The sequence below is a fragment of the Anaeromassilibacillus sp. D41t1_190614_C2 genome, assembly GCF_015558525.1.
In the GTDB taxonomy this organism is placed as follows: Bacteria; Bacillota; Clostridia; order Oscillospirales; family Acutalibacteraceae; genus Anaeromassilibacillus; species Anaeromassilibacillus stercoravium.
On record NZ_JADMOD010000005.1, the window covers coordinates 19,476 to 43,626 of the forward strand.

General features: G+C 55.7%; 22 protein-coding genes and 1 tRNA gene. 3 read left to right on the forward strand and 20 right to left on the reverse strand.

All coding sequences use genetic code 11. The features are described from left to right. Positions 1-7: 7 nt before the first annotated feature. From I2G69_RS05840 to I2G69_RS05870, 7 genes are read right to left on the reverse strand one after another with little or no spacing between them, the layout of a single operon-like run. Positions 8-367: a hypothetical protein gene (locus tag I2G69_RS05840; protein ID WP_140400331.1), complete on the reverse strand. Its 360-nt coding sequence runs from the start codon at positions 365-367 to the stop codon at positions 8-10. After that, positions 364-1,383: a phage major capsid protein gene (locus tag I2G69_RS05845; RefSeq protein WP_191405777.1), complete on the reverse strand. Its 1,020-nt coding sequence runs from the start codon at positions 1,381-1,383 to the stop codon at positions 364-366. The genes I2G69_RS05840 and I2G69_RS05845 overlap by 4 nt, the downstream gene beginning before the upstream one ends. Before the next feature lie 24 nt (positions 1,384-1,407). Then, positions 1,408-1,752: a hypothetical protein gene (locus tag I2G69_RS05850; RefSeq protein WP_191395675.1), complete on the reverse strand. Its 345-nt coding sequence runs from the start codon at positions 1,750-1,752 to the stop codon at positions 1,408-1,410. Between the two features lie 12 nt (positions 1,753-1,764). Continuing rightward, on the reverse strand, positions 1,765-2,733 hold the full coding sequence (locus I2G69_RS05855) for a hypothetical protein (protein WP_195560402.1): 969 nt from the start codon (positions 2,731-2,733) through the stop codon (positions 1,765-1,767). Further along, entirely contained in the window at positions 2,730-3,881 is a 1,152-nt protein-coding gene (locus I2G69_RS05860) for a serine/threonine protein phosphatase (RefSeq protein WP_191395677.1), read from the reverse strand. The genes I2G69_RS05855 and I2G69_RS05860 overlap by 4 nt, the downstream gene beginning before the upstream one ends. Before the next feature lie 5 nt (positions 3,882-3,886). Continuing rightward, complete coding sequence (locus I2G69_RS05865; RefSeq protein WP_191395678.1) at positions 3,887-5,137, reverse strand: PBSX family phage terminase large subunit; 1,251 nt, start codon at positions 5,135-5,137, stop codon at positions 3,887-3,889. Beyond that, positions 5,127-5,453: a hypothetical protein gene (locus tag I2G69_RS05870; protein WP_140400330.1), complete on the reverse strand. Its 327-nt coding sequence runs from the start codon at positions 5,451-5,453 to the stop codon at positions 5,127-5,129. The genes I2G69_RS05865 and I2G69_RS05870 overlap by 11 nt, the downstream gene beginning before the upstream one ends. Positions 5,454-5,753: 300 nt before the next feature. Here I2G69_RS05870 and I2G69_RS05875 point away from each other — a divergent pair, with 300 nt between their 5' ends. Together I2G69_RS05875 and I2G69_RS05880 are read left to right on the forward strand one after the other, a co-directional pair. Then, positions 5,754-6,629 carry a DegV family protein gene (locus I2G69_RS05875; protein ID WP_191441119.1) on the forward strand — a complete coding sequence of 292 codons (876 nt, stop codon included), beginning with the start codon at positions 5,754-5,756 and terminating at the stop codon, positions 6,627-6,629. 376 nt (positions 6,630-7,005) lie between these two features. After that, complete coding sequence (locus I2G69_RS05880; RefSeq protein ID WP_191395681.1) at positions 7,006-7,173, forward strand: hypothetical protein; 168 nt, start codon at positions 7,006-7,008, stop codon at positions 7,171-7,173. A gap of 66 nt (positions 7,174-7,239) precedes the next feature. On the opposite strand, the gene I2G69_RS05885 is transcribed toward I2G69_RS05880, so the two are convergent. Beyond that, the gene (locus I2G69_RS05885) at positions 7,240-8,580 is read right to left on the reverse strand and encodes an MATE family efflux transporter (protein ID WP_195560403.1); all 1,341 of its coding nucleotides are present in this window, start codon (positions 8,578-8,580) and stop codon (positions 7,240-7,242) included. A gap of 155 nt (positions 8,581-8,735) precedes the next feature. On the opposite strand from I2G69_RS05885, the gene I2G69_RS05890 reads away from it, so the two are divergent. Continuing rightward, a complete protein-coding gene (locus I2G69_RS05890; RefSeq protein WP_087231584.1) occupies positions 8,736-9,194 on the forward strand; it encodes an Lrp/AsnC family transcriptional regulator in 459 nt (152 codons plus the stop codon). Positions 9,195-9,440: 246 nt separating this feature from the next. Here I2G69_RS05890 and I2G69_RS05895 read toward each other — a convergent pair whose 3' ends face one another. The 12 genes from I2G69_RS05895 to I2G69_RS05950 all read right to left on the reverse strand — a co-directional run bounded on the left by I2G69_RS05895 (position 9,441) and on the right by I2G69_RS05950 (position 24,108). Then, complete coding sequence (locus I2G69_RS05895) at positions 9,441-11,516, reverse strand: trypsin-like peptidase domain-containing protein (RefSeq protein WP_195560404.1); 2,076 nt, start codon at positions 11,514-11,516, stop codon at positions 9,441-9,443. After that, positions 11,513-13,024, reverse strand: a complete 1,512-nt coding sequence (locus I2G69_RS05900) for a HAMP domain-containing sensor histidine kinase (RefSeq protein WP_087231576.1) — start codon at positions 13,022-13,024, stop codon at positions 11,513-11,515. Before I2G69_RS05900 ends, I2G69_RS05895 begins: the two co-directional genes overlap by 4 nt. A gap of 36 nt (positions 13,025-13,060) precedes the next feature. Beyond that, entirely contained in the window at positions 13,061-13,756 is a 696-nt protein-coding gene (locus I2G69_RS05905; protein ID WP_087231573.1) for a response regulator transcription factor, read from the reverse strand. Between the two features lie 321 nt (positions 13,757-14,077). After that, a complete protein-coding gene (locus tag I2G69_RS05910; protein WP_191395684.1) occupies positions 14,078-15,463 on the reverse strand; it encodes a condensation domain-containing protein in 1,386 nt (461 codons plus the stop codon). A 465-nt stretch (positions 15,464-15,928) separates the two neighbouring features. Beyond that, entirely contained in the window at positions 15,929-16,414 is a 486-nt protein-coding gene (gene leuD / locus I2G69_RS05915) for a 3-isopropylmalate dehydratase small subunit (protein ID WP_087231567.1), read from the reverse strand. A 13-nt stretch (positions 16,415-16,427) separates the two neighbouring features. Continuing rightward, a complete protein-coding gene (gene leuC, locus I2G69_RS05920; RefSeq protein ID WP_195450977.1) occupies positions 16,428-17,696 on the reverse strand; it encodes a 3-isopropylmalate dehydratase large subunit in 1,269 nt (422 codons plus the stop codon). Positions 17,697-17,975: 279 nt separating this feature from the next. Then, positions 17,976-19,631 (reverse strand): dihydroxy-acid dehydratase, encoded by a 1,656-nt coding sequence (gene ilvD, locus I2G69_RS05925; protein WP_191448490.1) that lies wholly within the window; start codon positions 19,629-19,631, stop codon positions 17,976-17,978. Between the two features lie 84 nt (positions 19,632-19,715). Continuing rightward, a complete protein-coding gene (gene lysS / locus I2G69_RS05930; protein WP_191395685.1) occupies positions 19,716-21,224 on the reverse strand; it encodes a lysine--tRNA ligase in 1,509 nt (502 codons plus the stop codon). A gap of 115 nt (positions 21,225-21,339) precedes the next feature. Further along, on the reverse strand, positions 21,340-21,828 hold the full coding sequence (greA, locus tag I2G69_RS05935; RefSeq protein ID WP_087231226.1) for a transcription elongation factor GreA: 489 nt from the start codon (positions 21,826-21,828) through the stop codon (positions 21,340-21,342). A 244-nt stretch (positions 21,829-22,072) separates the two neighbouring features. Then, positions 22,073-22,951 (reverse strand): S66 family peptidase, encoded by an 879-nt coding sequence (locus I2G69_RS05940; protein ID WP_195560405.1) that lies wholly within the window; start codon positions 22,949-22,951, stop codon positions 22,073-22,075. 301 nt (positions 22,952-23,252) lie between these two features. Further along, positions 23,253-23,915: a hypothetical protein gene (locus I2G69_RS05945; RefSeq protein WP_191441127.1), complete on the reverse strand. Its 663-nt coding sequence runs from the start codon at positions 23,913-23,915 to the stop codon at positions 23,253-23,255. Between the two features lie 115 nt (positions 23,916-24,030). After that, positions 24,031-24,108: transfer RNA gene (locus I2G69_RS05950), tRNA-Pro, on the reverse strand. Positions 24,109-24,151: the final 43 nt, after the last annotated feature.

Sequence of the window (24,151 nt, forward strand, 5' to 3'; positions counted from 1 at the left end):
CCGCCCCCTATATCCGTTCAAATACAAACTGGGTGTCGTTGAGATAGGGCGCGGCGGCGGCCTCGGACTCCCGCCACAGCGTCCGGGCCGTGTCCACATCCGCCGCATGTTTGGTCACCCGCACGTCTCCGACTGCAAACCCATTCTCCGCGCCCGCCGCCGCGCGGAGCAGCGCCCAACGGTAAAAGGCCAGTGCAGCCGCCGCGCTGCACAGCACCAGTTCGCCCGCTGTCCCGATGTCCGGCTTTGCGATCCCCATCACCTGCGCCCGCGCATTCTCGCACAGGGGCCGGTATTTCCCGGCCTCCTGTTCCCCGAGACCCGTCAGCAGGGCAAACTGCTCGAAAACCGCTTGTGTCTCCATCATTCCTGTTCCTGGTAGCAGAGGGTTTTAACCGCCCCGTCAAAAATTCTGGAAAAGCCCGCAATCACGCTGATGGAGGCGCGTTCCAGCTGGCGGTCGATCAGCTTATCATAGTCGGTCGTCACCCCGCCCGCCTGCACCATTTCCAATGCGCAGGTCTTGTCCAGGCCGATGACGCCCTTCGCGGTCAGAGAGGGCGCATGCAGCAGGGTTGCGCCCAAGGGCGTAATCATCTTGCCGGTTCCCTGGAAATTCAGCCCCGCCTGTGCGTCGCACATCTGGCTGAGCGCCAAAATCTGCTGCATGGTCGTGGTCGAGGCCAGCATGGTGTTGAGCTGATACGGCGCAAGGCCCGCCCACAGGGATACCAGCCCGGCATAGTCCACTGCACCCCCGGCGGTTCCGATGTTCGTCGCCGTGCTGTCGCCATCATCGCCGTTCACCAGCACGTTCATCGCATCCTGGAGCTGTGCGCGCGCGATGTAAGCGCCGATCTGGCGGAGCGTAACCGTAAACAGGTCCAGCTTCTGGAAGCGAAGCGCTTCGTAGGAGGCCACCAGCATCCTTCCGCGCTTATACAGGTGGACCAAATGGTCCTTTGTGGTCACGGTGGTCTGGGGAAGCACCGCGCCTTCGGCCACCGGCTTCAGGGATTTGTCGTCGTCCGACGGTTCCGAGGAAAGGGTCCGGTAGTCCATGCCGGCGATGTTGGTCACGGTCGCCACCAAATTCGGCAGCAAGTCCGCCTGCTCCATCCCCTGGCGCACAGCGCGCGATACATATTCCGGGAACAGGGCCGTGGAGTCGCTCGTCTGGAAAAATTTCTCCACCAGGTCAGAGCCCGGCCCGCTCACGCGGATGTCAAAGCGTTTGAGCTGGCGCTGGTATGCGTCCAGACCTTCCAGCGGCGTCCCGCGGTAGTTTTCCGAGGGGTCCAATTCCTCCAACGCCTGGGTAAAACTTTTTCCCGGCGCGCTGTACATTCCCTTTTCGAGCTTGAGCGTTTCATAAAAAGCCATTCTTCATTCCTCCCTTTTTCCGGCTTACGCCAATACCAGGCCGCAGGTGCCGGACGGTTCATCCACATCCGTAATCAACAGCAACCGTCCGGTGGCCTCTACCTGTACCTTGCCGGTTCCATCCGCGTTGACCGTCTGGTATCCCACCGTCGGCTTTGTGCCGGTATAGGGGAGCTTTGCATAGCCCGCCATCTGTACGGCCGCATACCCGCCGCGCAGGGAAAGTACAACGCCGCAAAATTTATCCTTTGCCACACACGGTGCAACGGTGCCGTTCGCGCTGATCTTCACCGGCATTCCCACCTTGACCTCTCCGGAAACGGCGAATGTCGCCACCTGTTCCCCATATCCGTTCAAAGAAATATCCATGATCCTTCCTCCTTAAATCTGAAATTCTCGGTTTTCCGTGGAAGCGCGCTGTTCCGCTGGGGCCAACTGTGGCGTCAGCGGAAGCGCCTGCTCCGCACGCTTGCGGAACGCCTTCTCAAAGGCCTGCAGATCGTCCAACTGCATCGCCTGCGCCGCACGCTCCATGGCCTCGTGGGGCACCTCCGGCGACACAATCCCACAAAGCCGCACCACGCTCTTCTCAAGCGCTTCCCGGTACTGCCTGCCGCACGCTGCCTGCTCGCGCAAAATGGCAACTTCTTTGGCGAGCTGCTGCCGCTCCCCCGCATGCAGCACCAGATCCCCCTCTCCCGAGAGGCTTTTCCAAACTTCCTCCATGGTCCGTTCCCCCTTTTCTGTAAAGCTCTTGATGACGCCCGCCTCCCGCTGTGCCGGGATCGCAACAAACGACCACTCGTATGCATCCGTCGGATGATCCAGGATCGTGCAGCACAAAACGCCGTCGTAGCAGCGCCCCTTCACATGGCCGCATTCCTCCTTCCGGCGGTCGGCCCCGCAGATGGAGCACGTCGCCTCAGCCACCGAACAGCCGACGCTGACCTCCTTTTTGATCCCGCTCTCCAGCTCCAAAATGAATTCTTCATTTTTGGGGCAGCGCGGCAGATACGCGCGCGCCACCAGGCGGTGATACGCCTCCCCTGCGCGGGTCACGCGCTCCGGGAGGCACTCCACCCGGCAGTCGTAGATGCGCGCCGCCTGGTTCTGTGCCTGTGGAGCATGGTCGAAAATGCCGGTCTTGCCCAAAAAGAGCTCGCCCAGGCGCTCCAGCGCGGGCACGGTAAACCGCTCCATATCCCGGTCGACCTCGTTGTCGCAGAGCACAACGGAAAACGTGTACAGCTCCTCCTCCTGGAAGGCGCGCCGTGTGTAGCGGTTGATTTTCTCCAAGTCCTCCGCCGTCAGCACGCCGCTTTTCAAAAGCACACAGCCTGTCTCCTTCAAATGGCCACCTCCTTTTCTTTCAAACCCTCCTCAATTTGCGCCGCCTGCGCGTTCATCAGGCGCGCGTTTGCAAGATCCACCGCATCCTGGAGCGTGATGGTATCCCACTCGATGGTGAACCTCGGCTCCATCCCGTGCAGCTGCATCCACAGCTTGCAGATTTTCTCAATCACCGGGTTTAGCAGCCGCCGGTATGCCTCCAATTCGCTGGTCAGGATGTCCGCCTGCTGGCTGGACATCCGTTCCGTGGAGGACCACGACAGCCCCAGCAGGAACGGCGGGATGCCCATCTTTGCCACGATTTCCTCCAGCATCTGCCGCACCGGGACATTGCTGTCCAAAATTTGATTGTCAGCGCCGATGGCCTTGATGCTCACGTCCCCCACCGCAATAAAATCGCTGACGCAGTCCTTGCGCATGGCGCGGCTCCACTCCTGGGCGATCTGCTTGGCCCGGTCCTTTGCAAACGCGCGGTCGGACGCATCGTTCGAGGGCTTGTAGGTCACGGCAAAGCGCACATCCCCCAGCCGTTCCCAATTGGTGCCGATGGTCCGGTAGATCTGCATCAGGATGCCGCTGACAAACGGAAGCCCGTGCAGCAGCGAAACCCCTTTTGCGCTGCCGGGCGGCGGGTTCAGCGCCGAGGCGACCACCAGTTCCGGATAGCGCACCGGCACGCTCTGGCCGGCCTCCCGCCGGAAGACGGTGAGGCAAAGGGGCGCGCACTCGCACAGTTCCACATCGTCGAGCGACGCATTGTAGAGCGCGCCGATCTCACCCGAAGCGGCCAGCACAATCTCCCCCACGGCATTTCCATAGGTCAACAGCTGGGAAAGGTAGGCATTCAAAAAGCTTTGGACGCCACATTCCAACGCATTGACTTTTACGTTTTGTAGAAATTGATTAATTTGATACGATTTGTTTTCATCCGCGCACACAATCACAAAGCTTCCCACCAAACGGAGGATCTTGTCGATGGCCGCATCGATGATCGGGATATTCTCCCGCAGGGCGGTGTACAGCCTCCGCTCCCCGATACCGGCTGGGGCGCAGCTGGTAAAGCGCGCAAAGGGATCTTCCCACGCCGTCTGCACCGCCAGGACCTCCGGTTTTTCCGTCTTCCGGCCGCCCTTTTTTCTCCAATTCATGCTTTTCACTCCTCCCGGCGCGCCACACTGACCGCGCAGAAATCATCCGTCTCCCTCTGCAAGGACGCTACAAAATACCGGATGTCGTCCATCGCATGGTCGTTTTCCTTGAGCGGCGCGTCCTTTCCCGCCACATCCGCCCAGCGATAGAGCCCAAACTCCCGGACGGCGTCCGCGCAGTTCGCACAGATTTTGATCTCGCCCTGCTTGAGCGCCACGCTCACGCGCCGGATGCCGTCCAATACGTCGTTTTCCGCCGGCAGAACCCGGTAGGCCCCATGCCGCCGGATCGTCTCCATAAAGCTTGCCGCAGAGGGGTCAACCACCACGCACTCGATCCGGCGGCCGCCGCAGAGTTCCACCAGCCCCGCATAGTGTTCTTCGTCCGTCCTCTGTGCTCCCTCCCTGCGGGAATCATAGTAATACTCGTCGATCCGGTACCACACGCCATTGCGTTTTCCCCATAAGCCGAAGGAAGCGGGATTGACGGTCCCATAATCGCAGGACACCCGGAATTCCTCCAGATTTGCCGGTGCCTCGCAAAGCATGGCCCGCGTCAGGAATGGATAGACCAACCCCTGCGCTGCCACCCAACGGCCCCGGATAAAGCGCTCGTAAAATGCGCCGGAATAGAGCTGCTCATACCGCGCAATCACTTCCGGGCTGAGCGCGGGATTGTCCTGCATGGTAAAGTGCAGGTAGAGGGCGTTTTTCTGTTGGGACTGTAGAATCCACTCCTGGTAAAACCAGTGCTGCGGATGTTCCGGATTGCAATTAAACCAAAATTTCGATCCATCCACCGAACAGCGTGCGAGCGCCTGCTCCACAAACGAGCGCGGCATCAACGCCACTTCGTCCAGCAAGACCCCTGCCAGGGTCATCCCCTGGATCAGCGCTGCGGAGCCTTCGTCCTTCCCGCCAAAGAAATAGAACCGGTTTTTGCGTCCGGCATAGGACAGCTCCATCCAGTTTTCGCTCTGATGCACCGCACAGCCGAACCCCGCCTGACGCAAGGCGGGCAGCAGGGTGTTCAGCAAATTGCGCTTGAGGGAGCGGATGGTGCGGCCGCAAAAGGCGAACGCCTTCCCGTGAAAGGAACGGCTTGCCCAGGCTGCAAAGCCGATCCCTAGGCAGAGGGTCTTTCCGCTTCGCACAGCGCCGTCGCAGATCACCGCGTCCCGCCCCGCATCCGGGCTGCCAGGGCACCACCAGCACATCGCCCGCAACTGTTTTGGGGAAAATGGTTCAAGTTTCATCCGGTTCCCCCTTGTTCAGCGCCCGTGCGCCCGCTTCCAAAGCTTCGAACAGGCTGGGTTGCCCTGCCTCCGTCTCCATGCGTTCCAGGCATTGAAGCGCCTTGATGCGGTCGAAAAATTTGATTTCCATGCCGCCGCCTCTCGGCCTCCGGATCTCCGCCACGTTGTATAAGTCCAGCCCTTCCAAATCCTCCGGCTTGAGGTCTTCACAAAAGAGCAAGCGCACGGCATCCTCAATCCCACCGAACGCCAACGTCTCATAGCCTTTTTTCACCCGGCGCGCACGGGTTTTCCGGGTCTTTGTCTTTCGTTCCAAGGCAAACCTCCTTTCACCTACCGCGGAAAAAACCTGGAGAATTTGCCTGATGAAGCAAATTTTTTGAAAAAAACCGGAAAAAATTTGAAAAGGGCGGACGGCACAAACCATCCACCCTGTCTTTCTCACGATATACAACCACCCGAACATACCCTTTTAAAATCACATATTATTTTCAAAACTATTTCATATAATTTTTAAGATAAAATCACTTTTTATTTCTAAGGAACATTTCTGTGCTGCAATTTCTGTGGTAAACTAATCACAACGATGATCCAATCCAGGAAAGGAGGCTTCCCAATGAACACATTTTCCATTGTCACAGACTCTTCCTGCGACCTTCCCGCACCGATGGCGCAGGAAATGGACCTGACCGTTCTTCCGCTCGCCTTTGTGATGCAGGGGAAGGAGTATTATAATTATCTGGATGAGCGGGAAATCCCCCTGCACACCTTTTATGAGGCGCTTCGCGCGGGGCAGCCCTGCACCACCTCCGCGGTCAACGTCGAGGCGTTTACCTCCGCGATGGAACCCCTTTTGGCAGCGGGCAAAGACGTCCTGTGCATCGCCTTTTCCTCCGGCCTCAGCAACACGTACAATGCCGCTGCGGTCGCCGTTCAAGAGCTGTCGCAAAAATATCCGGAGCGGAAAATCTACGCGGTCGATTCCCTCTGCGCTTCTCTGGGCCAGGGCCTGCTGGTCTATCTTGCCGCACAGGAACGCGCCAAAGGAAAGGGCATTGAAGAGGTGCGCGATTGGTTGGAAACCGAAAAATTTCACCTCTGCCATTGGTTCACTGTGGAAGACCTGCAATTTCTCAAGCGCGGTGGGCGCGTTTCGGCCGCAACCGCCCTGGTCGGTACGATGCTGAGCATCAAGCCGGTCATGCATATGGATAACGCGGGCCATCTGATCAATGTCAGCAAAGCGCGTGGCCGCCGCCCCTCTCTAACCGCCCTGGTGGACCGCATGGAGCAGCTTGCAATCGATCCGGAAGAGCAGACGGTTTTCATCAGCCACGGCGATTCTCTGGAGGATGCCCAATTTGTGGCGGGGGAGGTCCAGCGGCGCCTCGGCGTCCGGAAACCGGTGGTCATCAACTACGTCGGCCCGGTCATCGGCGCCCACTCCGGCCCCGGCACAATCGCCCTATTTTTCCTCGGCAGGGAGCGATAACGATTGATAAAAATTTCGCCTGCATGTTTGAAGCAAGACACATTCAAACATGCAGGCGTTTTTTAATTGTATTTCTCAGGCCATTGATCCCGTTCTTCAAATTCCATGCGCATCCGTTCTTTAATGCTTTCCTTTTCGCTCTCCGGCAAATCTAACAGGATACACTCCCGGCACAGTCCCATCTCATCAAGCGAAATCTTTTTTAAAATGCATCTGCCCTTTTCTTGGTAAATACAAAAGGAATGGTCGCAAAAGCGCATTCCATCACCTCCCCCATCATTTTATAAAATATCATAGAAAAATGTAATAGAAATTTCTCATATATTTTATCATACGTATTTATCATACAATAGAACCATAGAAAGGGGGAGAGTCCATGCCGTTTGTTCCAAAGAAAACGAAACAAAAAGTAAAAGCCGGGTATAAGTCTCTCTATCTTTCTGTCGAGTTGATTGAGAAAGTGGAACAGATTGCGAAAGAGAACCACACCAGCTTCAACAATGTCGTTGTCAGCATGATTGAGCATTGTCTGGAAGAAGAATGACGCAAAAGGAAAAAAGGGCTGTTGCACGGCTTTTCGCTTGTGCAACAGCCCCTTTTTTATAAAACCCTACCCTTTTCCAAACATGGACTTCCTCATCTTTTTATAAACGAAAACCCCCACCAAATCGGCCAACAGCCATCCGATGGGCACAGAGACCCAAATGCCCGTCACGCCAATCCATGGAATTGCGGACAAAAGGTATGCCAGCGCTACCCGCGTCCCCAGGGAAATGACCGTCAGCACAACGGACATCCCCGGCCGGTTCATCGCGCGGTAGAACCCATACAGCAGGAACAGCAGGCCAATCCCGATATAGAACGACGCCTCGATCCGCAGGTATTCCACCCCCACGCGGATAATCTCCGTTTCTGTGGGGTGGATAAAGAGCTCCATGAGCGGGCGGGCAAACACGCACACAAGCGTGCTCACAATGACGCAGAACACAAACGCGGAGAGGACTGCGCTCTTCACGCCTTTCCGAATCCGCTCCGGCTTCTCTGCGCCGTAGTTCTGGGCCACAAAGGTGGAAAATGCATTTCCAAAATCCTGCACCGGCATGTAGGCGAAGGAATCAATCTTCACCGCAGCCGCAAACGCCGCCATGACAACGGTCCCAAAGCTGTTAATCAATCCCTGGACCATCAGAATGCCGAAATTCATAATGGATTGCTGTACGCAGGTCAGGAGGGAGAGATTGGTAATCTGCTTTAAAATCCCTCTGTCCCAGCACATGTGGCGTTTCTCCGGCCGCAGCTCCGGGAAACGCACCCATGTATAAATCCAAATGCCAATCCCGGAAACATACTGGGAAAAGACGGTGGCAATCGCAGCGCCCGCCACGCCCCAATGGAAAACCAGCACACAGACCAGGTCCAGGACCACATTCAGCACGGCGGAGGTCCCTAAAAACACCAGCGGCACCACGGAGTTTCCAACCGCCCGCAGAAGATTGGCAAAATAGTTATAGAGGAATATGGCCACAAGCCCCCAGAAAATCACCCACAGGTATTCCTTCATCAGACCGACAATCTCCGCCGGGGTCTGTAACAGCCAGACGATCCCGTCCAAGCCGAGAAACACCACCAAATTCACAAACAATGTAATCCCGGCAATCAGGACAAAGGACTCAAACATACAGCACTTTAAACGCTCGTAATCTTTTTTCCCATACTGCATGGAAAAAGCCGCGCCGCTCCCCATGCAGAGCCCGAGCAAGATCGAGGTTAAAAAGGTCATCAGCGTATAGGAAGAACCCACGGCGGCCAGTGCGTCCGAGCCAAGGAACTGCCCCACGACCCACGTATCCGCCACATTGTAACATTGCTGCAAAAGATTCCCGATCATCAACGGGAATGCAAATTTCAGCAAATTCCCTGTGATCTTTCCGCTTGTCAGGTCTCTTTGCATATTTCCATCCCTCTTATTTCGTTATGTAAGTTTAAATTAACTTTTCGTAAGTTATATTAGCAAAATAAAAACGTTATGTCAATTCTATATTCCTATTTGTTTTGTTAAGAAAGTATGCTATAATCGTTTTATCATGTGATGGAGGGATGAACCGCATGTTTCTGGATGGACTTGACGCATTGGACCAAAAGATTTTGTCTCTGCTGATTGAAAACGCACGCTATTCCTACTCAGAGATCGGGGAAAAGGTGGGGCTTTCCAGGGTAGCGGTCAAATCGCGCATCGACGCCCTGGAAAGAAGCGGCATCATTGAGGAATACACGACGATTATCAACCCGCAAAAGATCAGTGGGGCTATCTCCTGCTATTTTGAAATTGAGGCGGAACCCGCCTCGTTGGAAGAAATCATCGGCCGGCTTTCCGCCAACGACACCGTGACCCAAATTTACCGCATGACCGGCAGCAGCAGCCTGCATGTCCATGCTGTCGCCTCCTCGCAGGAAGCACTGGAGACCTTCATCCGGACAGAGCTCGACCGTCTGCCCGGCGTTATCCGCTTAAACAGCCACGTCATTCTCTCCCGCATCAAAGATGTGAAGGGCCTACGCCTGTAAGCCTCTAATCCCCGTGCATCGGCCCGGCTTCTCCCTGGTTCTTGAATCGGCCCCCCAAGAAAGCCGTTATACCAGCCTTTCCAACCACCGGGCCTGAAAGGCAATCCCTTTCAAAAAGAATGGCGGAGCAGCTCCCGAAAAAACAAGTAAAAAGGACGCTTCCCAACGGCAGACAAAGCCGTTGAAAAGCGTCCTTTATTATTCTCTATGTTGGCAATCCACGCCGGGCCTATGGCTTTCGCCTCATTACGGCGTTACTGGTTGGCTGACCGTCTGCTGGGTTTCCCCGCGGTCCTCCAAAAGTGTAATCTGTACTTCGCGGCTCTGCCCATTGCCCCCGTTTTGAGACGGCTGATACAGGGTAACCGCAATCACATCCCCAGGCTTATGGCGTCCCAGCACCGTATAGAGGTCGTCCATGCTTTCAATAGTGTCGCCATCCGCTTGGGTGATGATGTCGCCCACCACAGCGCCGGCCTGCGCGAAGCTGCTTTCCGGATCAATGCTGATGATTCGCACGCCGTTGGGCAGCCCTGCCAGCTGTGCCTGCATCCCGGCCACATTGCTGGCCGTAATCCCCAAGCGGGCGCGCCCGCTGACATATCCCCGTGCGATCAAGTCGTCGATGATGGATTTTGCATGGCTGACCGGGATGGCAAATCCCATCCCCTCGTAGCCGGTGGAGATGATTTTGTTAGAGTTGATGCCGATCACCTGGCCGTACATGTTGACCAGCGGCCCGCCGGAATTGCCGGGATTGATCGCCGCATCCGTCTGGATGTAGGTCATCCCGTTGTCGCTGTTGGATTTCAGCGTACGGTTCAATGCGGAAATATAGCCGCCCGTCAGGGTGCTGGCGAAATCCAGGCCGCCCGGATTGCCGATCGCCAGCACTTCGTCGCCGATCTCCATCTGGTCCACATCGCCAAACACAGCGGGCTTTAGATTATCCGCTTCGATTTTTAAAATCGCGAGGTCGGAGGTCTTGTCGTACCCCACGACCACTGCATCATACGCGGTCTCATCTTCGTGCAGGGTCACCGTTACATTGTAATCCTTGGAGTACTCCACCACGTGCGCATTGGTGATGATATACCCGCTCTTCGTCGCAACAATTCCAGAACCCTGGCTCAGCAGGCCGGTCCCATCGTCCGCGGACGTCTCCACGCCGACCACGCTCTCGACAACCTGGCGGTAGACCTCCTTGGCGCTCATCCCGTCCCCTTCCGGCCGGGGTTCGATCACCATCCCGGCGTTGTCCGGGTCGGTCGCATCGTTTTGCGGCGGGGTGCTCTGCCCCTCTTCCGGGGACGTCCCGCCATCGGGGGCAGGTTCGCTGGCCGAGGGGTTCTGGCCCTCCGTGGTATTGCCGCCCTGTTCCATCTGCAACACCGCGGTGTTGATGCTCACAACACAGAACGCCACCAGGAACAGGCCCGCCAAAATGCCGAGGATCCACAGGAACGCTTTCAATCCGCCGCTCATCTTGCGGCGCGGCTCCTGCGGGTCCTGCCCCGGCTGCCCCCCCTGGGGAGGCTGCGGAGGCATCGCACCGCCCATCGGCGGCTGGCCCGGCTGCTGCTGGTAGTTCCAGTATACTTGCTGCTGCGGATACGGCGGTGCATACGGCGCCTGCGGATTTTGATACGGCCCACCTTGCGGCGGCTGGCCGTAGGACGAACCCATGTAAGGATTCTGATACTGTCCATAGTGCTGATAGGGGTTCGCATACGGGGGCGCGCCATATTCCTGCTGGGGAGCGCCTTCCCGCCCAACCGGCATTGTGTCCGGGATGGGCGCCCCGCTGGAAATATCCCGGTCCTTTTCCAGGTGGATAGTCCCGGGTTGCCCCTGCCCATCCTGGGGGCTTGGCTGTGCGCCTGCCTCCGCCGGCGTTCCGGGGGCCGCCTCCGGTACCGCTCCATTTGGCGCTTCCGATGTTGCCCCTTCTGCAAATGCATCTTGCGGTATGGGTTCTTCCATCTGTTCTCCAACCGGCGCATCTGCAACCGGCTCCTCATATACTTGCTCCCCGGATTCTCCAGGTTGCGATGGGGCACTGGCCGGCCCGTTTGTCTCCCCAGCCGGTTCCGCCGCACCAACTGGCGCGCCACTGTCCGGCAGCAGATCGGAAGAAGCCTCTTCCGGCCCGTCCAGCTGGCCCGCAGGGGATTCCTGAACCGGTTCTGCCGGCGCTCCCTGCTGTGGCAGTTCCCCGGCCCCCGGCTCTGTTCCCTCGGCAACCGGCGGTATCACAGGGGATTCCGGCACAGGCGGCTCCGCGCCCATCCCGGCCTCCTCTTTCCAATCGGTATCCGTCATCGTTTTTCCTCCTTTTTGTCCTTTGCCGGGTCCTTTTCCTTCTTTCCGGCCTTCAGCTTGGGCTCTTCGTGCTTGGGAAGCCAAAACTCAAACTGGCAATATTCGTTCTCCACACTCTGCACGGTGATCTCTCCGCCGTGCAGCTTGATGATCGTCCGTACAATATAGAGTCCCAATCCCATGCCGTTTTTATCCTGGCTGCGGGACTTATCCGTCTTGTAGAAACGGTCAAAAATCAATGCGATCTCATCCGCCGCAATCCCCGCGCCGCTGTTTTTGATCGCGACGGAAGTCCTGTCCGGCAGATCCCGGATGGCCAACTGGATATAGCCGCCCTCATTGGTAAACTTTACGGCGTTTTCAATCAAATTATACACGACCTGATGGATCATATCCGGGTCGCCATCCACATAGAGGCTTTCCGTATCCTCCAGGCCGAGCACCTGGATCTTCTTTTGCTCGATGCTCTTTTCAAAGGAAAGCAGCGCCACAAAAATGGTATTGGTCAGGTCAAAGCGCGCCATGTGCAGCCGCAGCTCGCCGCTGTCGATGCGCGAAAGATCCAACATCGTGCGCACCAAACGCGACAAACGCTTAACCTCCTGGGAAACGATCTGCAAGTAATGCGACTGCTTTTCCGCCGGGATAGTCCCATCCAAAATGCCGTCGATAAATCCGGCGATCGTTGTCATCGGCGTTTTCAATTCGTGGGAAACATTGGCAATGAAATTCCGGCGCACGCTCTCGCTGCTGGCCAGGGAAGAGGCCATATTGTTAAACGCGAGCGCGAGCTGCCCCACCTCGTCGTTGCTGGTGACCGGGACCCGTATGCTGAAATTCCCCTCGCCAAAGCTCCGGGCCGCCAACGCCATGTCGCGCAGGGGGCGCACAAGCTTATAGGAAAACATCCAGCTGATGCAAAAGGCCACCAAAAACGCCGCGACCGCTGCTAGCGCAAACATTTTCATCAGCTCGTTGCGGTATTCGTTGAACGAGCGGGCGCTGCACGCGGTAAACACCGCCCCGATGGTCGAGCGTGTCCCATCCAAATTCGAGATGCGGATCGGGACGCCCACCACATAGTATGGTGAGTCATAGATGCCATCGACGGTTCCCTGCCCGCTGTATGTGCCCAACAGGGCCTTGTCCATCGTCCTGCGGGTAAAGGGCGCCGGGTTGACCGTTCCGCCGCTGCCGAAGGCGCTCAGGACCCATTCCCCTGCGCGGTTTGTCACATAGATATCTGCGTCCATATTTTCGGAGAACGCATTCATGAAGGACTGCATGCGTTCCGTATCCAGCAGGATATAATTGTCCCCCTGCACAGGCGTTGCACTTGCAGCGGCAATCCCTGCGATGCTCTCTGCATTTCGTCTGAGCAGGTCCTGCTTTTCATCCTGCCAGTAGGATTTGATAAACACCAGCATCACCAGCCCCAGCAGGAAAAAGCTGATGAGGATAATCGCTGCTGTAACCCGCAGATATTTTTTAAACAGCGTTTTCTGCATGTCTTATCGCTCCAAGTCTTTCCAGGGCATCCACCCTTAATTCTTGTCCTTTACTTCAAATTTGTAACCAACGCCCCAGACAGTTTTCAACGCCCACTGGTCAGAGACGCCCTCCAGCTTTTCGCGCAGGCGCTTGACATGGACGTCCACCGTACGGCTGTCGCCGTAATAGTCGAACCCCCACACCTCGTCCAACAGCTGGTCGCGCGTAAAGACGCGGTTGGGATTGCTCGCCAAATGGTAAATCAGCTCCATCTCCTTCGGCGGCGTGTCCACCACCTTGCCGTTGACCTTCAACTCATAGTTGGTCAAATTGATGCTGAGCTTATCATATTTAACTTCTTTCACCTGGTTCTCATCGTTCTTCCCAAAGCGGCGCAGCACCGCTTTGATGCGCGCGATCACTTCTTTTGCCTCAAACGGCTTGACCACATAGTCGTCCGCGCCGAGCTCCAAGCCCAGGACCTTATCAAAGACCTCGCCCTTTGCCGTCAGCATGATGATCGGGCATTGCGATTTTTTCCGGATCTCACGGCACACCTGCCAGCCGTCCAGTTCCGGCAGCATGATGTCCAGCATAATCAGGTCTGGGTTTTCCTGCTCGAACATTTCCAGGGCCTTCCGCCCGTCGTTTGCAATGACTACTTCGAACCCCTCTTTTTCAATATAGAGGCGCAACAATTCACAGATATTTTGATCGTCGTCCACCACCAGGATTTTTCCCGATGCCATAAGTAACACCCTCCTTCAATCACAGCCATCCGCGGTTTGCCCACTTCCTTGCGTTCCCATTCCAAGCCGGTCAAAGGGCCAAATATTTCCGGCGAACATTCTTGCGGATTTATAGTATATTATAGGATACTCCCCCGCAAAAGTCATGAATATTTTATAAATTCCCCGCAGGCTGAACGCCTCACCGGAACCCCAGCCCCCGGAACATAGGGGAGGGCTTGCAAGCCTATTCACACGTATCCCGGGCGCGGCCTCCAAGAATCCCTTAAAGCACCTTGGCCGCGCACCAAAGGATGCGCGGCCAAACGTCAACCTGTTCCATTATACCGTCCGCAGGATCTCCCCTACGGTCATGTCCGGGTTTTCTACACCCATAAACAGGATCTTCATGAGATAATAATACATCAACTCCATATCGTGCGGGGAAAGCTCCGCCAGCTGGTACTTGAAGTAAAACTGCAAGCCCAGGTCGGTGGCACTGTGCATCACGGTCAGATACACCTTTTGAATTGCCGTCCCGTTCGTCAGCCAATCCGACTTAAACGGGATGCCGTGCAGCTGCTCGTTCTGCAAGCGCATCGGGAGCGGCTGATACGTCAACGCTACGGAGTCATACGTGGTATTCTTGGGCGGATGGTACCGCTCCTGGAACATCCGCGTGACCTCCAGCGGGTCAAAATCGACATGCCGGTAAATGGTGTTCTGCAAATCCTGAATCATGCGCACGCCGTCTAGGAATTCGGTCTCCGGCTCCAGGATGGTCCGGCACGGGAAGCAGTGGGTGCGCGTGCCGCCGGAGGTCTTGTTCAGCAGCGTGGACCTTCTGGACACATAATTCCGGACCGTGACGTCCTTTTCCCCGTCGTTCATCTTGGAAAGGTAGGTCCGCAGGCCCATCAGCAGCAGGTTTGTCATGGAGACTTCGTTCTCCATGCAATAGTCCATCAGGCGCTTAGTTGGCTCCGGCTCCAGATGATAAATCGCGCGCCCTACGCGCAGGTCGTTCATCTCCCGGTCCGCCGCGCGCAGGTTCGGGTTGTTGTACTTTTTCCGGCACGCATCCAGCTTCCAGCAGCCGGTCACATCCGTATAGATCGGCTCGCCGACCGCCACCTGTTCCTCCCAGAACGCGCGGTCCTTGGCAGTCCGGGATGCGTTCTCCTCCTTTGCGAGATCCTTTTCCAAAGCCAGGTGGTATGGCGGCGGGTCCTCCGGCATGGGCGCGCCGTAGGCAAAGTGGCAGTAAAGCCCCATAATGTCGTTAATCATCAAGATCATGCCGGTGGAATCGGTCAGCCGGTGGTCGATGCGCAGATAGATGCCGTTGTACCCGTCGGGCATGGCCACCATGATAAACTCGTTCATCGGCGAATCCACCTGCTCAAAGGGCTGGCTGGACCATTCCTCCAGGGTTGCGTTGATCTCCTCCTGGGATTTTCCCCGGAAGTCCACCAAACGGATGTCGCGCGGGTCATAAGAAGCGAAGTACTGAAAAACTTTTCCGTTTTCGTCCCGCTTTGTGAAGCGGATGCGCAGGGATTCCTGCCGCGCATACTCCAACTGGATGCAGTGCTTCAGCAGGCCGAAATCCACCCCAGCCCGGATCGTCATGCACACGCAGATGTTTACTTCCTGCGGGCGGTTGTACTCCAGGATTTTGTGATCCTGCAACCTTTCGGCCGCGCACAGCGGATAGAAATGTTTCATATCGATCCCTCTTTCTTTGCCTTTCAAAAGTCTTCCCCAATTTTGCACAACGAGGCTTCCCCATGTGGAAGCATGTTTTTTCTATTTTACCACATGCGCATTAAAAATCCAATGCGGATCTTTTTGTAGAAAAATGGTGCATCTTGAAAGAAATGATTCTTAAAAACAAACGCAGGGCTTTTATCGGCGCGGGGAATTTTTTGACCCGGACGCCGCTCCCCAGCGCACCGTTCAGAAAAAACATCATCGCTGGCTTCCGCAAGCTTTTATAATCATATATTACTATAAAATTCTATTTAAATCTATAATTTTATATATTTTTTATGAAATATTTATTGTTATGGAACCTCTTCTGCGCCATTCACGCAAAAGAAAACCATCCCAAAGATTCCCAACAGGCCGCCTTCTCATAAAAAAGACGAGGGTCCCAACTCCGCCGGAACCCTCGCCTTTGATTTCCAATCTTTATTTTTCCGTGATGCTCTTGAGCAGCCCGCCCTTTTGGATGATGTTCTGGATAAACGGCGGGAACGGCTGCGCCTTATAGGTCTTCCCCGTGGTCACATCCGTGATCACGCCCGTATCGAAGTCCACCTCGACCTCGTCCCCTGCCTGGATCTCCTGCGCGGCAGCGTCGCACTCCAGGATCGGCAGGCCGATGTTGATCGCATTGCGGTAAAAAATGCGGGCGAACGTGGATGCGATCACGCAGGAAACGCCGCTGGCCTTGATCGCAATCGGCGCATGCTCTCTGGAAGAGCCGCAGCCGAAGTTTTTATTCGCCACGATGATGTCGCCGGGCTTCACGTTCTTGACAAAGTCCTTGTCGATGTCCTCCATGCAGTGGGAGGCCAGCTCCGCGTGGGAAGCCGTATTCAAATAGCGCGCGGGGATGATCACGTCCGTATCAACGTTATCCCCATATTTATGTACGATTCCATGTGCATTCATGTTGCCTACCTCCTCAAATCTTGTCCGGGTCCGCGATATAGCCTGCTACTGCGCTGGCCGCCGCAACCGCGGGGCTCGCCAGGTAGACTTCAGACTCCACATGTCCCATACGGCCTACAAAGTTGCGGTTCGTGGTGGAAATGGCGCGTTCCCCCTTGGCCAAAACGCCCATATGGCCGCCCAGGCACGGCCCGCAGGTCGGCGTGCTGAAGACAGCGCCCGCCTTGATAAAGACCTCCGCGATGCCCTCCTTGATCGCCTGCAAATAGATGTCCTGCGTCCCCGGGATCACGATGCAGCGCACGCCCTTCGCCACCTTGCGGCCCGCGAGGATCTTTGCAGCGGCGCGCAGGTCTTCGATGCGCCCGTTCGTGCAGGAACCGATCACGCTCTGCTGGATCGCGATGGGCTCCATCTGGGCGACCTCGTCGATCGTCTTGGTGTTCTCCGGCAGATGCGGGAACGCAACCGTCGGGCGCAGCGTGGAGAGGTCGATGGTGACCGTCGAATCGTACTCCGCGTCGGCATCCGCGCTGAAGATGACCGGCTGCCTCTGGAAGCGGCCCTCGCAGTATTCCAACGTCACGCCGTCCACCGGGAAAATACCGTTCTTCGCGCCGGCCTCAATCGCCATGTTTGCAATGCACAGGCGGTCGTCCATGCTCAGGTATTCCACACCCTTGCCTGTAAACTCCAGGGATTTATACAGCGCGCCGTCCACGCCGATCTCGCCGATCAGATGCAGGATGACATCCTTGCCGCTCACCCAGCGGCCGGGCTTGCCCTCCAGCACCACCTTGATCGCGGAAGGCACCTTGAACCAAGCCTTGCCGGTGATCATACCGGCAGCCATGTCCGTGGAACCCACGCCGGTGGAGAACGCGCCCAGCGCGCCATAGGTGCAGGTGTGGGAGTCCGCGCCGATCACGCAGTCGCCGGGGCCGACAATGCCCTTTTCCGGCAAGAGTGCATGTTCAATGCCCATCTGCCCCACATCAAAGAAATTCTTAATGTCGTATTTATTCGCAAAATTCCGCGTCTGCAAGCACTGTTCCGCCGCCTTGATGTCCTTGTTCGGCGTGAAGTGGTCCAGCACCAGCGCAATGCGCGTGTTGTCGAACACCGCGTCCGCACCGCACTTTTCAAATTCGTTGATTGCCACCGGCGCTGTGATATCGTTGGCCAGCACCACGTCCAGATTTGCTTCAATCAGCTGTCCTGCCACCACGTGGTCCAAACCCGCGTGTGCCGCCAGGATCTTCTGTGTCATGGTCATTCCCATCGGATATTCCTCCTTAATCGTTTTGTCGGTATCTGTATTGTAGCATAACATCCCCTATACAAATGTAAACCGTACTACAATTAGAATGATTCTCTTCTTTTTTGGGAAACGTCTCCTGTTGCCGCCCCGGGGATTTCATTTCTCTCCCGGCAGCAACGCTATGGGGCAAAAAAGGGCCCTTCCACCGCTTCCCGTGGAAAGGCCCTGCCGTCAATCCGAAATAAAAAACAATGCCTCTTTCAGAAAACAGCTCCGGCAAACCCGCAAAAGCCGATGCCTTTAGTCTACAAACACCGCGCCCTTGGAACCGGACGTCACGAGGCTTGCATAGCGCTTGATGTAGCCGGTCAGATGCTGCTCGGGCGCCTTCCACGCTTCGCGGCGCTTGGCGAGCTCTTCGTCGCTCACGCGGACATTGAGCTGGCGGCCCGTGATGTCCACATCGATGATGTCGCCGTCTTGAATCAAGGCGATGTTGCCGCCCGCAGCCGCCTCCGGCGATACATGGCCGATGGCCGCGCCGCGCGTCGCACCGGAGAAGCGTCCGTCCGTGATGAGCGCCACGCTCGAACCCAGGCCCATGCCGGTCAGCGCCGAGGTCGGGGTCAGCATTTCGCGCATGCCCGGGCCGCCCTTCGGCCCCTCATAGCGGATAACCACCACGTCGCCCTCTTTGATCTTGCCGCCCAGGATGGCTTCGGAGGCGTCCTCCTCGCAGTCGAAGCAGCGGGCCGGGCCCACATGCTGCATCATTTCGGGCGCAACCGCGCCCTGCTTGACCACAGCGCCCTCCGGGCAGATGTTGCCCTTGAGCACCGCGATGCCCCCGTCCGGGCGGAACGGGTTCTCGATCTTGCGGATGATCTCGCCGTCCGCATCCGGCGCCGCCTCCACACGGTCGCGCACCGTGCCGCAGACGGTCTGCGCATCCAGATGGATCAGGCCCTTGCGGGAGAGCTCCTTCATCACCGCCGGGATGCCGCCCACCTGGTTCAGATCCGTGATAAACACCTGGCTGGCAGGGTTGAGTTTGCAGATCTGCGGGGTTGTACGGCCCAGCTCGTCGATCTTGTCGATGTCCAGCGGCACGCCCGCCTCATGTGCAATGGCCGTGAGGTGCAGCACCGAGTTGGTGGAGCAGCCCAGCGCCATCTCCCCGCGCAGGGCGTTCTCAAACGCCTCCGGGGTCAGGATGTCGCGCGGGCGCAGATCCTGTTCCAACAGCTTCATCACCTGCATACCGGCCCGCTTTGCCAGCGCGATGCGCTCGGAATAGACCGCCGGGATGCTGCCGTTGCCGGGCAGTGCCATGCCGATGGCCTCTGTCAGGCAGTTCATGGAGTTGGCTGTATACATGCCGGAGCAGGAGCCGCAGGTCGGGCACGCGGATTTTTCCAATGCCAAAAGCTCGTCCGCATCGATCTTCCCGGAGGCATAGCTGCCCACCGCCTCAAACATTTCCGAGAGGCCAAACTTTGTCCCGTTGTGCTCGCCGGGGAGCATCGGGCCGCCGCTGACAAAGATGCTGGGCAAATTCATGCGGCAGGCCGCCAGCATCATTCCGGGCACGATCTTATCGCAGTTCGGGATAAAGACCGCCGCATCCAGCGGGTGCGCGGTCAGCATCACTTCGATGGAATCCGCAATCAGCTCGCGGGAGCAAAGGGAGTATTTCATGCCCTTGTGGTTCATGGAGAGGCCGTCGCACACACCGATGGTCTCAAACTCAAACGGGACGCCGCCCGCGTTGCGGATGCCCGCCTTTACAGCCTCCGAAATATCCTTCAAATGCCGGTGGCCCGGAATGTAATCGCTCGCAGCACTGACAACCGCCACAAAGGGCCGCTTCATTTCATCATCGGTCAAGCCCAGCGCACGCAAAAGGGAACGGTGCGGCGCGCGGGTGGAACCTTCTTTCATCAGATCGCTTCTCATGGATGTCCTCTCCTTTATCATAAAATTACGCGCGGATCGCCTGGAAAGGCAAATCCGCGCTGTAGAAACTCCTAAATTTTCGTCTTAGTCGCGCGGCTTCATCGTGGGGAACAGCAGGACGTCGCGGATGGATGCCGCATTGGTCAGCAGCATCACAAGACGGTCCACGCCGATGCCCAGCCCGCCCGTGGGCGGCATACCGTATTCCAGCGCGGTCAGGAAATCCTCATCCACATCGCATGCTTCCTCGTCGCCCGCCGCCTTGAGCGCCGCCTGCGCCTCGAAGCGCTGGCGCTGGTCGATCGGGTCGTTCAGCTCGGAGAATGCATTCGCATGCTCGCGCCCAACAATGAAGAGCTCGAACCGCTCGGTGTATGCCGGATTCCCCGGCATCTTCTTCGCCAGCGGGGAAATCTCCACCGGATGGTTCATCAGGAAGGTGGGCTGGATGAGCTTTTCCTCACAATATTCGTCGAAGAACAGGTTCAGGATGTCGCCCTTCTTGTGGCGCTCCTCATACTGGATATGATGCTCCTTGGCCACAGCCTTCGCCTCTTCGTCGGTCGCAATCGCATCAAAGTCCACGCCCGCATACTTCTTGACCGCATCCACCATGGAAATGCGCTCAAACGGCTTGCCCAAGTCGATCTCCACATCGCCGTAGGTGATCACCGTCGTGCCCAGCACCCTCTGCGCCACAGTGCGGATGAGCTCCTCAGTGATGTCCATCATGCCATTGTAATCGGTGTACGCCTGGTACAGCTCCAGCATGGTGAATTCCGGGTTGTGGCGGGTGTCCATTCCCTCGTTGCGGAAGCAGCGGCCCAATTCATAGACCTTATCGAATCCGCCGACAATCAGCCGCTTGAGGTAAAGCTCCAGTGCAATGCGCAGGTACATATCCATGTCCAGGGTATTGTGGTGCGTGATAAACGGCCTTGCCGAAGCGCCGCCCGCGATGGTGTGCAGCACAGGGGTCTCGACCTCCAAGAAGCCCTTTTCATTGAGGAAATTGCGGATCTCCGTCACAATCTGGGAACGGCGCACAAACGTATCCTTGACCTCCGGATTGACGATCAAGTCCACATAGCGCTGGCGGTACCGCAGGTCGGTATCCTTCAGGCCGTGGAATTTCTCCGGCAGCGGCAGCAAGGACTTGCTGAGCAGCTTGATCTCCTTCGCATGGACCGAGATCTCGCCCCGTCTCGTCTTAAAGACAAAGCCGCTGACGCTGATGATGTCGCCCAAATCCCAGCAGGCCTTCATTTCCTTATAGGTCTCTTCCCCGACCTCGTCGATCTTGACATAGACCTGCATCCGGCCCGTCTTGTCGTGGATATCCAGGAAGCTGGCCTTGCCCATATCGCGCCAGCTCATGACGCGGCCCGCAATGCAGACGTCCTGGTTTTCCAGCGTCTCAAACTGGTCGCGGATCTCCTGGGCATAGTGATCCCGCGGGCAGGTCGTAATCGCAAACGGGTCTTTCCCCGCCTCTTGGAGCTTTGCCAGCTTATCCCGGCGGATCTGGAGGAGTTCGTTCAATTCCTGTTCGGTCTGCACAGCCTGCGGCTGCTCGTTCTTATTTTCGCTCATGTTCAGCTCTCCCTATCTTTTGCCAGCGCTCGGGGCGCAGGCTTCCTTGTTTCCCTTAGAAAAAGAAAAAGCGGCCGGGACGCGCTTCGCCGCCATCCACACGCCGCCTTGTTTCTTATTTGGAGATGGCGAGCACCTCGTACTCCATCATCCCTGCCGGAACCTCCACTTCGATCTTGTCGCCGATGCCGTGGCCCAACAGGGCCTTGCCCACGGCGGACTCATCGGAGATATTGCCGGAAAGCGGGTCCGCTTCGTTGGAACCGACAATTTTATAATTGTAAACGTCCGTCTTGCCCGTGCGCGGATTGTTGACGCGCACCTCGACCTTGGAACCAATGTGAATATTCTCGTTGCTGAGCTCGCTCTCGTCAATGACCTTCACATTTTTCAGTGTGACTTCAATGTCCGCAATGCGCGCTTCCATGATGGCCTGTTCGTTCTTTGCCTCGTCGTATTCGCTGTTCTCGGACAGGTCGCCGAAGGACAGGGCCACTTTAATTTTTTCTGCAATTTCTTTTCGTTTGACACTTTTGAGCTCTTCCAGCTCCTGCTCCAGCTTTTCCAGGCCCTCCTGGGTCAAGATCACCTGTTTTCCTGCCATAACTCTTACCACCTTTTATGATCGCCCCGCCCGCGGCGCGGCGTTTTGAAAAATGCGTACATTTCTTTTTATTATAATGATGCCGCCGCCCCGTGTCAACACTTGCCAGGCCGCTGGGGAAAAATCCCTTTGTACAAAAGCCCTGCCAAAGAGGGAATCTTCCTAACATAGATTTCCCAACAGGAAAGCCGGCAACCTGCCAAGGGCTTCCGGCCGCAGGCGGTCATGCCAAGCTGCGGGTTCTTCATTCCATAGGCTCCGTTTTCCAAAGATCGCAATGCGCCCCGATGATGAAACATCTCGATTGGCTGCCATGCCCGATTTGCTGCGTCTTGGCAATCGGGAGCGCCGGGTCGCCGACAACCGTCTGAACCAACTTGGCAAAGTCCGACGGGCTTTCTTTCTCTTCGAATTTCGTAAACGTCCCCAAAAGCAGCCCGGAGATTTTTTGAAAAGCTCCCATCTGCTTCAGCTGATTCAAATAGGTAATCAGCTCCGGCTTGCCACCTCCAAGGCTTTCCAGGAACAGAATCTTATCCGAAAAATCCGGCATATAGGGCGTGCCCGCAAGCTTCAGAAAACAGCGGGTATTCCCGCCGATCACTACGCCCTCCATGTGCTCGCCCTGGATGAAATCCCAGTCCACCCGGTAAAGGGCGTCCTTGCCCTCCAGCAAAGACTGCTGAAAAAGCAGCGCCTGCTGCCCGCCATGCTCCCAGGTGAGGCTTTTGACCTGGAACAGATAGGAAGCGTTCCCGGTCATGGTGTAGATGGCATTGATGATCGTTGACAAATCGCTGTACCCCCAAAAAGGCTTTTGACTGCCTTTTATAAGCGGATAATCCAAGAGGGGCAATAGCTCATTTGCCAGGTTTCCGCCCGAAATATCAAAGATGGCCTTGATGGAAGGGTCTGCATAAAACCGCATCAGTGCGTACGCGCGCAGCCCGGCTTCTATAAAGCGCGTGCCGCTGGGCTCAAAAATGTGGTCGCTGAACACCGGAACCAGCCCCAGCCGTGTCAATATACGGGACAATTCCCGTATGCGTCCCTCTTCCTGGCGCGGCAATGCATCCGAACATGCCACAATCCCAACTTGATCGCCTGGATACAACCGAAACATTCTTTTTCCTCCTTTTCTCCCTTAAGTATTTGATTTTTGATACAATCTCCACAGCCTTTGGGGGCATTTATTTAAGCCATAATTTTGAAAAGATGCCTTTTCCTCGGGAATACCTCATATTTATTCTTTGGAGCTTCTATTACAAAAAATGCCCACTAAATATCTGTTCTGAACACACGCAAAATGCAAAAAAGCCAAATCTAGGCTATGGTTTGTGTCCAAGATCAACATAGCCATAGTGTAATTATAAGATTTCAAAAAAACACTACATCAATGGGTTACAAGCAAAAAGCAAAAGGATTTATTCTGCTGACTTAACAGCTTCAAAAATATTCCCATACGGAGAGTCACTTAGTTTTCCATCTATTGAAACATAAAATATAGTATCTTTGTCTTCTAGTTTGATTAAATGTGCCCATAGGAGATTTTGAATTTTTTTGATCCATCCCAAAATATTGTTTTCCATTTCTTTATAATAAAGCTCCGTTTCTTTAAAAGATAAAAGTGGCGAATCCTCATGCATGGCTTTTCCTATTTTATCATATATTTTTATAAACTCATCTTTTGATAATATATTATCTGTGCGGTCATACCATTTGCTTTTATCCCCTGGATCGATGATTATCGCACTCGGATAAAAGTCAGGATTGATTCGCTCAATATCCCTAAAAATTAGCCGTGCGTTCCACATATGCTCAATACTTTCCAATTTTGACTTGTATAGATCCATGTTTGAAACCAAGGATGACAACGCAATTAATTCAAGAATCTTCCTGATTTGCAATAATGAAAATTCAATATTTGTCTGTGGAAATAACGTTGACGTACGCCTATCTTCGGTACTGCAATAAATAGATAAAACAGCTCGGATACGTTGCTTTACAATCCACATGTTTTTCAAATAAATTTTTAAAAGTTCGGTTTGGCGCTTTAACTTTTTACTTACTAGTTCGTTGTTAGTCACAAAGTCACATCCAATTACTTCAAATTATGCATATACAAATAATATCATATACCAAAAAGTGTGGTAAGAAGTATCTGAACATAAAGAAAAGGTGAGTCCTATAAGGACTCACCTTTGGTCCGAGTGACAGGAGTTGAACCTGCGGCCTCTTGAACCCCATTCAAGCGCGCTACCAAAACTGCGCTACACCCGGATTTTTAGAACGCTATTTATGATAGCATAGATTCCCAAAAAAA